Annotated in this window: 12 protein-coding genes; 5 read left to right on the top strand and 7 right to left on the bottom strand. The window is 27.5% G+C overall.

The window, feature by feature from the left end; all coding sequences use genetic code 11:
- Nucleotides 1-84: 84 nt before the first annotated feature.
- Together CNZW441b_RS03740 and CNZW441b_RS03745 are read left to right on the top strand one after the other, a co-directional pair.
- Complete coding sequence (locus CNZW441b_RS03740) at nucleotides 85-1,338, top strand: SLC5/6 family protein (protein ID WP_131163353.1); 1,254 nt, start codon at nucleotides 85-87, stop codon at nucleotides 1,336-1,338.
- A gap of 12 nt (nucleotides 1,339-1,350) precedes the next feature.
- Nucleotides 1,351-2,703 (top strand): L-serine ammonia-lyase, encoded by a 1,353-nt coding sequence (locus CNZW441b_RS03745; RefSeq protein WP_131163352.1) that lies wholly within the window; start codon nucleotides 1,351-1,353, stop codon nucleotides 2,701-2,703.
- A 27-nt stretch (nucleotides 2,704-2,730) separates the two neighbouring features.
- Here CNZW441b_RS03745 and CNZW441b_RS03750 read toward each other — a convergent pair whose 3' ends face one another.
- Complete coding sequence (locus tag CNZW441b_RS03750) at nucleotides 2,731-3,189, bottom strand: DUF411 domain-containing protein (RefSeq protein WP_131166108.1); 459 nt, start codon at nucleotides 3,187-3,189, stop codon at nucleotides 2,731-2,733.
- Between the two features lie 122 nt (nucleotides 3,190-3,311).
- Between CNZW441b_RS03750 and corA the strand changes: the two genes are divergently transcribed.
- Entirely contained in the window at nucleotides 3,312-4,286 is a 975-nt protein-coding gene (gene corA / locus CNZW441b_RS03755; protein ID WP_131163350.1) for a magnesium/cobalt transporter CorA, read from the top strand.
- Between the two features lie 8 nt (nucleotides 4,287-4,294).
- Nucleotides 4,295-4,825: a molybdopterin adenylyltransferase gene (gene mog, locus CNZW441b_RS03760; RefSeq protein WP_131163349.1), complete on the top strand. Its 531-nt coding sequence runs from the start codon at nucleotides 4,295-4,297 to the stop codon at nucleotides 4,823-4,825.
- A gap of 5 nt (nucleotides 4,826-4,830) precedes the next feature.
- Here mog and CNZW441b_RS03765 read toward each other — a convergent pair whose 3' ends face one another.
- From CNZW441b_RS03765 to CNZW441b_RS03780, 4 genes are all read right to left on the bottom strand, one after another.
- Complete coding sequence (locus tag CNZW441b_RS03765; RefSeq protein WP_216681582.1) at nucleotides 4,831-6,000, bottom strand: molybdopterin molybdotransferase MoeA; 1,170 nt, start codon at nucleotides 5,998-6,000, stop codon at nucleotides 4,831-4,833.
- Nucleotides 5,997-7,253 (bottom strand): UDP-N-acetylglucosamine 1-carboxyvinyltransferase, encoded by a 1,257-nt coding sequence (gene murA / locus CNZW441b_RS03770; RefSeq protein ID WP_131163347.1) that lies wholly within the window; start codon nucleotides 7,251-7,253, stop codon nucleotides 5,997-5,999. Before murA ends, CNZW441b_RS03765 begins: the two co-directional genes overlap by 4 nt.
- A gap of 137 nt (nucleotides 7,254-7,390) precedes the next feature.
- Nucleotides 7,391-7,633: a hypothetical protein gene (locus tag CNZW441b_RS08125; RefSeq protein ID WP_244985445.1), complete on the bottom strand. Its 243-nt coding sequence runs from the start codon at nucleotides 7,631-7,633 to the stop codon at nucleotides 7,391-7,393.
- A 60-nt stretch (nucleotides 7,634-7,693) separates the two neighbouring features.
- Complete coding sequence (locus CNZW441b_RS03780) at nucleotides 7,694-8,587, bottom strand: LysR family transcriptional regulator (protein ID WP_131166104.1); 894 nt, start codon at nucleotides 8,585-8,587, stop codon at nucleotides 7,694-7,696.
- Between the two features lie 131 nt (nucleotides 8,588-8,718).
- Between CNZW441b_RS03780 and CNZW441b_RS03785 the strand changes: the two genes are divergently transcribed.
- Nucleotides 8,719-9,816: a YeiH family protein gene (locus tag CNZW441b_RS03785; protein ID WP_216681583.1), complete on the top strand. Its 1,098-nt coding sequence runs from the start codon at nucleotides 8,719-8,721 to the stop codon at nucleotides 9,814-9,816.
- Here the strand turns inward: CNZW441b_RS03785 and rsmG are convergent.
- Complete coding sequence (gene rsmG, locus CNZW441b_RS03790) at nucleotides 9,790-10,392, bottom strand: 16S rRNA (guanine(527)-N(7))-methyltransferase RsmG (RefSeq protein ID WP_216681584.1); 603 nt, start codon at nucleotides 10,390-10,392, stop codon at nucleotides 9,790-9,792. The genes CNZW441b_RS03785 and rsmG overlap by 27 nt on opposite strands.
- Nucleotides 10,393-10,953 (bottom strand): GTP cyclohydrolase II, encoded by a 561-nt coding sequence (gene ribA, locus CNZW441b_RS03795; RefSeq protein ID WP_216681585.1) that lies wholly within the window; start codon nucleotides 10,951-10,953, stop codon nucleotides 10,393-10,395.
- Nucleotides 10,954-10,980 lie beyond the last annotated feature (27 nt).

Here is a 10,980-nt window from a genome sequence, read left to right on the forward strand (position 1 = left end):
TAATAAAATGATACAAAAAAACATTTTATATTTATTAATAATTTGATAGAATAAAATGATATTTAACAAAAAAGGAAATTAAGTATGAATTCTTGTAAATTAACAGGACATGATCTAAGATGGATTCTTTCTTTATTTGGAACTGCTATTGGTGCAGGAGTTTTATTTTTGCCTATTAATGCGGGTTTAGGTGGGTTATTCCCTTTGCTTGTTATACTTGTTTTGGCATATCCTATGACTTATCTTGCTCATAGAAATCTTTCTCGTTTTGTGCTATCAAGCTCAAATCCTAGAGATGATATTACATTTGTTGCGGAAACATATTTTGGAAAAGGCGGAGGTTTTTTAATCACTCTTTTATATTTTTTTGCAATTTTACCTATATTATTGGTATATAGTGCAAATTTAACAACTACATTAATTGAATTTTTAATCAATCAAATTGGAATGGAAGCAGAATATATCAATGGTTTAAGATTAGTAATTTCATTTTTTATTGTAGCTGGTCTAATGCTTGTTTCGATACTTGGTGAAGGAATTGTAACTAAAGCTATGAGTCTTTTGGTTTTCCCTTTTATTCTTATGCTTGTTGTAATTTCTTTATTTTTAATTCCTCATTGGAATGGCGCTATCTTTCAAAATATTAGTTTTAGTTCTTTAGGTGAAGCAAATTTTTGGGTTACTTTATGGTTAGTAGTTCCTGTAATGGTTTTTAGCTTTAACCATTCTCCTATTATTTCTTCTTTAGCTTGTTTTTGTAAAAAAGAATATGGAGATCAAGCAGAAGCTAAAGCTTCTAAAATTATTTCACGCTCTGTTATGTTAATGGTTGTAGTGGTAATGTTTTTTGTATTTTCTTGTGCTTTATGTTTGACTCCTGAGGATTTTACTCAAGCTAAGACACAAAACGTTAATATTTTAACTTACATAGCTAACCGTTTTCCTGAAGCAGTATTTTTAGCGTATATTGCGCCGATTATAGCACTTGTTGCGATGAGTAAAAGTTTTCTAGGCCATTATCTTGGATCCCAAGAGGGTTTAAATGGGGTATTATATAAAATTTCAGATGGTAAGATTCAAGGAAAAATTGCTAATACAATTACAGGTATTTTTACTTTTCTTATTGCTTGGTTTGTAGCTTATAAAAATCCTAGTGCTATTGGAATTATAGAGTCTATTGGAGGACCTGTTTTAGCGATATTACTTTTCTTAATGCCAGTTTATTGTATTTATCGTTTTGATTTATTGAAAAAATTTAGAAGTAAAGGTTTAGATATTTTTATTGTTATTATCGGTCTTATTGCAATTTCAGCTGCAATTCATGGACTCTTATCTTAGGTGGTAAAACACATGAGTAATTTAGATATTTTTAAAATTGGTGTAGGTCCATCATCATCTCACACTCTAGGACCTATGTTGGCAGGAAATTTATTTTGTAAAAAAATTGAACATAAATTAGAAAATATTCAAAAACTTAAAATTACTCTTTATGGTTCTTTATCTTTAACTGGTAAAGGACATTTAAGTGATAAAGCTGTAATCTGGGGATTGAATGCCTTAGAGGCAAAAAGTATAAATTCTCAAATTCAAAATCAAGTTAATAAAGATGCTCTAGAGAATAATAAAATCAATCTTTGCGGAAAAAAAGAAATTGAATTTTTTTATGATAAAGATTTAATTTTTTCAAAAGAATTTTTACCTTTACATGAAAATGGAATGAAAATACAAGCTTTTGATGGAGAAAATAAACTTGTAGATGAAGAAATTTATTATTCTGTCGGAGGTGGTTTTGTTTTAACCGAAGAACAGCTAGAAAAAAGAAATTCTGGGATACAAGCACAAAAACAGAAATTTGATTTAGAAATTAATAATGCTCAAGAAGCACTAGAGCTTTGCGAAAAAAATAATTGGAATTTGTATGAACTTTCTTACAATTATGAATTACAATTTCATACAAAAGAAGAAATAAGAACATATTGTTTAGAAATTTGGGAAGTGATGCAAGAAGCATATTATAATGGTACGCATCCGACAGAAGAATATTTACCAGGAAAACTTCACTTAAGAAGGAGAGCTAAAGGTTTAAAAGAAAGAGTAAAAATGACTACTGATCCTATCGGTATCATTGATTTTATTTCTTTATATGCCATTTCTATTGCAGAAGAAAATGCTAGTGGAGCAAAAGTTGTAACAGCTCCTACTAATGGAGCATGTGCTGTTGTTCCAGCTGTTATGCTTTATCTTAAAAACCATACTATAGGTTTTAATGATGAAAAAGCTATAGAATTTTTACTTGCCGCTATGTTGATTGGATCTTTTTATAAGAAAAATGCAAGTATCAGTGGTGCTGAAGCTGGCTGTCAAGCAGAAATAGGAAGTGCTAGCTCTATGGCTGCTGGAGCTATGGCAACAGTTTTAGGAGCCAATGCTTTTAAAGCTTGCAATGCTGCAGAAGTTGCAATGGAGCATCATTTAGGACTTACTTGTGATCCTGTTGCTGGACTTGTTCAAATTCCTTGTATAGAAAGAAATGCATTTGGAGCGATTAAGGCAATTTCAGCTGCAAGAATGTCTATGACTAGAAAAAGCACCCCTATGGTTACTCTTGATGAAGTTATTAAGACCATGTATGAAACAGGGAAAGATATGGATTATAGATATAAAGAAACATCATTAGGTGGACTTGCTACTAATCTTTCATAAAAATAAGCTTAGCATTTTTTGCTAAGCTTATTTTACCTTTCTTACGATTTTATCACCTTTATAGTATGCATAAATTTTATATGACCCATCTTTAAGCATTAGAATAACAGGATATTCTTCTTCATAGCCTTGCTCCATTCCTGGACTTCCTTGCGGCATACCAGGGGCAGAAATTCCTATAACGTCTTTTGGTTTATGAGATAAAAGCCAAGATATAGCATCTTCTGGAACATGTCCTTCAATAGCATAACCATCAATAATACCTGTATGACAACTTTGATAGTATGGATTGATTTTATATTTTTCTTTAATATTTAGAAAATCATTTGTTTTGTGAATATTTACTTTATAGCCTTTTTTTTGCATGTAAGATGCCCAAAGATCACAACAACCACAAGTTGGACTTTCGTAAACTTCGATAGTTTTAGCATTAGCTAAAAGACTTAATGGGGCAATTAGGCAAAGTTTTAGTATTGCTTTTTTCATTATTACTCCTTTAATATTGAAATAAAATGATATGTTATTTATGTAAATTTAAATTAAATAAGGGTATAAATAATGATATTTTTTTGGAATTATTTTATTTTGTAAATTTTTAGGAAAAAAAGATGCTGCATATTTATATCAAGCAAAATACCTTGGTTAAAAGAATTGATTTTGAATTTAGCAAGGATGAATTACCAAGTAATATTTTATGGATTGATCTTATTTATCCAAGTATTGACGAAGTGCAATATATTTCATCAAAATTTAATATTGAGTTTCCAAGCAAAGAGGAAAGAGAAGAAATTGAGCTTAGTGCAAAGTATTGGGAAGATAGTGCTACAATTACAATAAATGCACATTTTTTAATAAAAGAATTAAATAACAATAAAAGAAAAGATATAAATTTTAATACAGAGATTGTTACTTTTATAACTAGAAGTAATATTTTATTTACTATAAGATATAGTGAATTTAGCACTTTTACAGAAATACAAGCAAGGATATTAGCAAGTCCTAAAAATTTTGAAGATGGTTTTGATATTATTGATAAAATTTTTGAAGTAAGGGTTGAAAAAGATGCTGATTTACTAGAATGGATTGATAAAGAAGCAAGAAAATTAAGAATTAGTGTATTGGAGAAAAAGGATGAGTATAGTTATGATAAAATGTTAAAGGATATTTCTAATCTACAAGAGTTAAATATGGAAGTAAGAGATTCTTTATTTGATAAAAGGCGAACCATGACTTCGCTTTTAAAGAGCGATAAAATAGATAAGGATATTAAACAGAATTTAGTAATAGTTTTGAAAGACTTGAATTCTTTAGTTGAATTTAGCGTTTCTCAATTAAATATCTTAGATAATATTCAGACTATTTTAGCAAGCCAAATCAATATAGAGCAAAATAAAATTATTAAACTTTTTACAGTTGCTACGGTAGCTATGATGCCACCAACTTTAATAGGAACTATTTATGGTATGAATTTCAAAAATATGCCAGAACTTGATTTAGAATATGCTTATCCCATGGTTTTATTTATTATGATTATTTCTATTATTTTGCCTGTGGTATTTTTTAAGAAAAAAGGTTGGTTATAGGAGAAAAAATGCAAAAAATTAACATAGGAATTTTAACTTTAAGTGATCGTGCAAGTAGTGGAATCTATGAAGATAAAGCAACTATGCAAATTGAAAAAGTTTTAAGTTCGTATATAAAAAATGAGATTATTTTTCATAAGGAATTGATTCCTGATGATTATGATTTAATTATAAAAAAATTACTTTTTTTAAGCGATGAAAAAGAATGTGATTTTATTGTTACAAGTGGTGGAACAGGGCCTGCTATAAGAGATGTAACTCCTGAAGCTACAGAAGCAGTATGCGATAAGATGATGCCAGGTTTTGGAGAGCTTATGAGAATGCAGAGTTTAAAATATGTTCCAACGGCTATACTTTCAAGACAAACTGCAGGAATTAGAAATAAAACTTTTATACTTAATTTACCAGGTAACCCAAAGGCAATTTTAGAATGTTTAGAGCCTGTTTTTCCAGCTATTCCTTATTGTATAGATTTAATAGGAGGAGCTTATATTGAAGCAAATGAAGAAGTTATTAAGATTTTTAGACCAAAGAAATGAAAAAATTAAAGTAGTATTATTTTAACTTTTTCATTTTGTTTAATACACTCTTGATCTTCATGACTTATAAATAAAAAATTGTTTTTTATAAGTGGTGTAATCATTCCTGATCCGAAATTTTGATCTATAGGATAGAATAAATTTTTTTCTAAATTTCCTAATATTAGATTATTTCTACCAGATTTAAGTTTTAAATCTTTTCCCATTTTAGCTTCGATGCTTAAATGACTTTGAAAATTGGAACAAAAAAGATGTATTATTTTTAAAGCAAAAATAAAGCAAGACAGATAAGCTGCCATAGGATTTCCAGGAAGGATTAAAATATAATTTTTATTTTTGCAATAAAGCTTACTAGGTTTAGCAGGTCTTGCTTTTATCCCTTCAAAAATGGGATTAAAATTTAACTCTTTTAAAGCTTTTTCCATAAAATCAGCTTCCCCGATACTTGCTCCACCGCTTGTTAACAAAAGATCAAAATCATTAAATTCTAAAGCTTCTTTTGTATCTAAAAAATTATCCTTAATAATTCCAAGGTAAGAAATTTCAGAACTAGGGGATGAAAGAAGTGAAAAAACACCAAGAGCATTTGCATTATAAATTGCATCTTTATCACATTCTTGCCAAGGTTCCTTAAGTTCATTTCCGCTTGAAAAAATTCCTATTTTAATTTTTCTAAAAACTTTGATTTTATAAATTCCTTGAGAAGCGAGTAGGGTAATTTTAGCACTATTTAGTTTTTCCCCTTTTTTTAAAATAATCTCACCTTCTTTAAGCTCTTCTGCCTTAAAACGATAAGCGTTATATTTTTTAATATCTTTGTTTATGATAAGTTTGTTATTTTCAACAAGAGCATCTTCTAACATAATGATAGTATCAGCATTATTAGGAATTTTAGCTCCTGTCATAATCTTATAACATTCATTTTCTTCTATCAATTTATCATTTTTATCACCTGCTAAAATCGTGCCTTTTATATCTAGTGCATTAAACCTATCTTCAAATCTAAAAGCATATCCATCAAGTGCTGCATTATCAAAAGAGGGAAGATTTTTTTTTGATTTAATATCTTCAAATAAAAAACGATCTTTAGCATTTTCTAAAGATACTATTTCAAATTCATTTATGCTTTTAATATTTTTTTCTAAAATTTCTAAAGTTTGAAAAATATTTTTCATTCTTCTAGCCTTGTAATTTTTGCACCCAGTGATTTAAATTTTTCTTCTAGGTTCTCATAACCTCTATCAAGATGATAAATTCTATGCACTCTGCTTGTTCCTTTTGCTGCAAGTGCTGCTAAGATCAATGCAGACGATGCTCTTAAATCAGTTGCCATTACATCAGCAGCATTAAGTTCTTTTCCTCCAACAACAGTAGCAATATGACCATTTAGCTTTATATCAGCCCCCATTCTTAAAAGTTCGCTAACATGCATAAATCGATTTTCAAATAATCTCTCATCAATAATACTTGTTCCATTAGCTTTTAAAGCTAAAGTCATAAACTGTGCTTGCATATCTGTTGGAAAACCTGGATATTCGCTTGTTAGAATTTCAATAGGATAAATTTGTTTTGCTGGAAGTAGGGTTATAACATCTTTTTCAATTAAAGTTTTAAAACCCATTTGATTAAGTTTTGATAATACAGAACTTAGATGCGATGGATTGCTTTTGGAAATTGAAATTTGAGAATTTACAATAGCTCCAGCGCAAAGATAAGTTCCAGCTTCTATTCTGTCTGGAATCACTTGTATATCTTTAAATTCTAAAAGTTCTCTATCTGTGCCTATAATTTCTATCTCATCAGTTCCTATACCATTAATCTCTAATCCACTATCTTTTAAAACTTCACAAAGCTGTATAACTTCTGGTTCTTTGGCAACATTAATGAGTCTTGTTTTGCCTTTAGCAAGCGCTGCTGCCATGATGATATTTTCACTTCCTGTAACGGTAATTTTATCAAAAATAATTTCACTTCCTTTAAGATTACCACTTGCTACAACATAACCTTGTTTTATTTGTATATTTGCTCCCATTTTTTCAAGTGCTAAAAGATGCAAATCTATAGGTCTTTGTCCTATAGCACATCCTCCCGGCAAAGAAACTTCGCAATTTCCAAATCTAGCAAGCAATGGCCCTAAGGCAAGAATCGAAGCTCTCATCTTTCTTACAATATCATATTTTGCTATAGTTTTTTTAAGGGTTTTGGTATTGATAATGGCGTTATTATTTTTAAATTCGCAATAAGCACCTAAATTTTGAAGAAGGTTAAATAAAGTTTTAATATCAGCAACATTAGGAACATTAGATATTTTAACTTCATTTTTTGCTAAAATACTTGAGACAATTAAAGGTAAAGCAGCATTTTTAGCTCCACTAATTTCTATATTACCTGATAAATAATTAACACCTTCAATTTCTAAATAAGTCATTATCTTCCTTGGAATAAAAATTTATTAAAGTTTTTAAAATAACACCATCTACTTTAAGTTTAAATACCTGATCAAGATTTTTAAAATTATCAACCAATAATAAAATTTTGGAGTCAAAAAGATAAAATTCAGCTGCTTTAGCTCCAAATTTGGCTAATTTTTTCATCTTTGCAAATAATGTATTTTGCCCCAAGTGTATTTGAAAGAAAAAAATCATCTTTTTTTTGAGCAAGAATTGCAAATTCATAATTATTTTTCTTAGCCTTTTCGATTAAATTTTCGTTATAAAAAAAATAATTTATAGCATTATTTTGAAAATATGTTTCTTTCACATGAAAAAAAAATTTAGTTTTTATAAGTTTATGACCAAAAAATAACACTTTTATACCTTAGATATTAATTTATAATAAAATAATTATATTATATTTTCATAAGCAAACCTATAAATTTTTATATTCAAATAAAAAATTTTCAAATTTATCCAAAGCCCTGTTAAAATGATAATCTTTTCTTTTTACTACATAAAATTTTCTTTTTAAATCAATATTTTTTATTTTTATTGGATAAAGTATATTATTTTGCAACTCTCTTTCAATAGCTTTTTTAGAAAAAAATGAAATAGCGTCTTCTTTTAGGATAAGCTCTTTAATGGCATTTGTTCTATCAAGTTCTAGAAAAATTGGAAAATTTTTAGATATATGCCCAATTTTTTTCAAAAAGGCATCTCTTAAACCAGAACCTTTTTCTCTAAAAATCCATTTTTTATTTAATAACTCATCAATGTAAAATTCTTTATTACTTAATTTTTTATCAGCACTTACAATAATTAATTCATCTTCATACCATTCTTTTTTTACAAAAGATTCATGATCTATGTAACTTTGTGTTATAGTTGTTTCTATAATAGCCATTTCTATTAAACCATTTTTTAAAAGATGAAGGCTCTTTTGTGTATTTTGGGTTTGATGATGTAAATTAACTTTAGGAAAGCTATCTTTAAATTTAAACAATATTTCATTAATAAAATATTCTGATATGCTTTGAGTTGATGCGATATTAATTTCACCCAATAAAGTTGTATCATCATTAACTATTTCTAAACTTTTATAATAGTCCTCAATGAGTTTTAACCATATTTTTCCTATAAGTAAGGCTTTAGATGTGGGAAGTAATTTTTTTCCTAAGCGTTCAAAAAGCGTTGTTGATAAAGTTTCTTCTAAATTTTTAACAATAATAGAAACATTAGGCTGAGAAGTAGAAAAATTACTAGCAGTCAAAGTGGGACTTTGTGTATTCAAAAGATCTAAAAAAATTTCCATGTCTTTAATTTTCATTGAGAACTCCATTAAATATTTATAAAAATTTTAAAGATTAAATAAAATTATTATGAATATTAAAATAATATATTTTTACAATTATTACAAAAAAAATATAATAGTCAAAAATTTAATTAAGGAATATATTGATGAAAGTTAATATTTTAACAAAAAGTTTGATAATAATAAGATCAAATTTTAAAGGTCTATTTTTTGTTTCTTGTATAGTTGGTTGTTCAATGTATCTTTCTAATTTACAGAGCATTAAAGATTCTACACATCTTGCTGCTACTGCTTTTGCTATTATTATTGGGGTTTTGCTTTCTCCTTGGTTTTTTAAATATCAACACACTTTTCAAGCAGGTGTGCATTTTAGTGCCAAAAAATTATTAAGACTTGGTATTGTTTTATATGGCTTTAATATAACTTTAACAGAACTTTTAAGCGTAGGTTTATGGGGATTTTTACTTTCTCTTTTGGTTATTATAATTATTTTTTTACTTTCTGTTTTAATAGGGATAAAAATTTTTAAACTTGATAAAGAAACTTCTATGCTTGTGGGTGCTGGAAGTTCAATTTGTGGTGCGGCTGCTGTTTTAGCTCTTGAGTCTTCTTTAAAATCTGATCCTTTTAAAGGAATTTTAGCTGTTGGAACAGTTGTAATTTTTGGTCTTATATTTATGTTTTTATATCCTATAATGTTTTCATTTGATTTGATTCCTTATTTTGATCAAAATGCTATGGGTGTTTATATGGGGGCTACTTTGCACGAAGTTGCCAATGTTGTTGGTGCTGCTGAAATGGCAAAGGATATGTCAAATTTTAATCAAAGTGCAGCAAATTTAGCTATTATTATTAAAATGATGAGAGTTATTTTACTTGTTCCATTTTTGCTGATTGTAACATATTTTTTTACAAAAACTAGACATGAAAATTCTAAGAAAACTTCAAAAACAATTACTATTCCTTATTTTGCTTTTGCTTTTTTAATTATGATTGCTGTAAATACTTTTTTATCAAAACAAGAGTATTTTTTAGGAATTGATACAAATTTTATTATTAATACTGGAAAGTTATTATGTACTCTTTGTATTGTTTATGCTATGGCTGCTTTAGGACTTCAAATAGATTTTAAAAAATTTTTAAAAAGTGGTTTTAAGGTATTTGCCTTAGCATTAATTTTAGCTTTTTCTTTGATTGTAATAGGATATTTTTTAACTTTAGCTTTTAAAGGAATTTTGTGGTGAAATTCCTTTAAAAAGGCAGTATTTTCTAAAATCTCTTTCTATAATTTCATATTCTTTTAGATTTTTACATTCTTCATATGCTTTACTTCCTTTATAAAGTAAAAAAAGAGTGTGTTTATTATAGAAATTTTTACAAAGTTCTAACAAAGAAGAAATATCGCAAAGAGCCCTTGAGGTTATAATATCTGCTATTAATTGTGATTTATAATCTTGTATTTTTTCTTTTATGATAAAAACATTATCTAATTTGCATTCTATTTTAACATTTCTTAAAAAAGCAGCTTTTTTGGCATTTGGTTCAAAAAGATAAAATTGAGATTTTAAAATTAAAGCTAAAAAAATGGCAGGAAATCCAGCTCCACTTCCAATATCTATAATATTTTTAGCAAAATTTAAGTCTTTAAAATCTAGTATTTTAAGACTATCGATAATATTTTCATCAATAGTCTTAAATTGGGTTAAATTGTGAATACGATTGTATCTGTTTAGGAGATCTTTATAAATTTGAATTCTGTTTTCAAAGTTTTTGATATCACATTCTTTTAAAAAATCTAAATTTTTTAAATATAAATTCATTTATTTAAGATGACCCATTTGAGTTTGTTTAATATGAATATATTCTTCATTAAAACGATTGGTTTCTATCAGTATAGGAACTCTTGCGACTATACTGTCTTTAATGCATTCAAGTTTTTGTGGATTGTTGGTTATTAGATTTACTTTTGAAATTTTATAAAAATTTAAAATAAATTTGACAATGTCATAGGTTCTTTCATCTGCTTTAAAGCCTAATTGATGATTAGCTTCTATAGTGTTAAACCCTTTATCTTGTAAAGCATAAGCATTTACTTTATTAAAAAGTCCAATACCTCTTCCTTCTTGTCTTAGATACATAACCATTCCACCTGATTCTTGTATATATTTAAGTGAGAATTCAAGCTGTTCTCCACAATCACATTTTAAACTTCCTAAAGCATCTCCTGTTAAGCATTCTGAGTGAATTCTTAAATTTAAAATATCTTTAGGAGTATCTTTAAAAATGCAAAGATGCTCTTTGTCACCTTCTTTGAAACTTTGAATTTTAAATAAACCCCATTTTGTTGGTAAGTTTGCAATTTCTGAAATTTTTATATCCATTTATAATACTTTCTGTAATAAATTTTA

The sequence above is a fragment of the Campylobacter novaezeelandiae genome, from assembly GCF_018968685.1.
Classification (GTDB): Bacteria; Campylobacterota; Campylobacteria; order Campylobacterales; family Campylobacteraceae; genus Campylobacter_D; species Campylobacter_D novaezeelandiae.

What these genes read in the sequence shown, in the direction of transcription:
- CNZW441b_RS03750 (WP_131166108.1), bottom strand. Translation starts at nt 3,189, where the DNA reads ATGAAAAAAGCAATACTAAAACTTTGCCTAATTGCCCCATTAAGTCTT.
- mog (WP_131163349.1), top strand. Translation starts at nt 4,295, where the DNA reads ATGCAAAAAATTAACATAGGAATTTTAACTTTAAGTGATCGTGCAAGT.
- ribA (WP_216681585.1), bottom strand. Translation starts at nt 10,953, where the DNA reads ATGGATATAAAAATTTCAGAAATTGCAAACTTACCAACAAAATGGGGT.
- rsmG (WP_216681584.1), bottom strand. Translation starts at nt 10,392, where the DNA reads ATGAATTTATATTTAAAAAATTTAGATTTTTTAAAAGAATGTGATATC.
- murA (WP_131163347.1), bottom strand. Translation starts at nt 7,253, where the DNA reads ATGACTTATTTAGAAATTGAAGGTGTTAATTATTTATCAGGTAATATA.
- CNZW441b_RS03745 (WP_131163352.1), top strand. Translation starts at nt 1,351, where the DNA reads ATGAGTAATTTAGATATTTTTAAAATTGGTGTAGGTCCATCATCATCT.
- CNZW441b_RS03785 (WP_216681583.1), top strand. Translation starts at nt 8,719, where the DNA reads ATGAAAGTTAATATTTTAACAAAAAGTTTGATAATAATAAGATCAAAT.
- corA (WP_131163350.1), top strand. Translation starts at nt 3,312, where the DNA reads ATGCTGCATATTTATATCAAGCAAAATACCTTGGTTAAAAGAATTGAT.
- CNZW441b_RS03780 (WP_131166104.1), bottom strand. Translation starts at nt 8,587, where the DNA reads ATGAAAATTAAAGACATGGAAATTTTTTTAGATCTTTTGAATACACAA.
- CNZW441b_RS03765 (WP_216681582.1), bottom strand. Translation starts at nt 6,000, where the DNA reads ATGAAAAATATTTTTCAAACTTTAGAAATTTTAGAAAAAAATATTAAA.
- CNZW441b_RS03740 (WP_131163353.1), top strand. Translation starts at nt 85, where the DNA reads ATGAATTCTTGTAAATTAACAGGACATGATCTAAGATGGATTCTTTCT.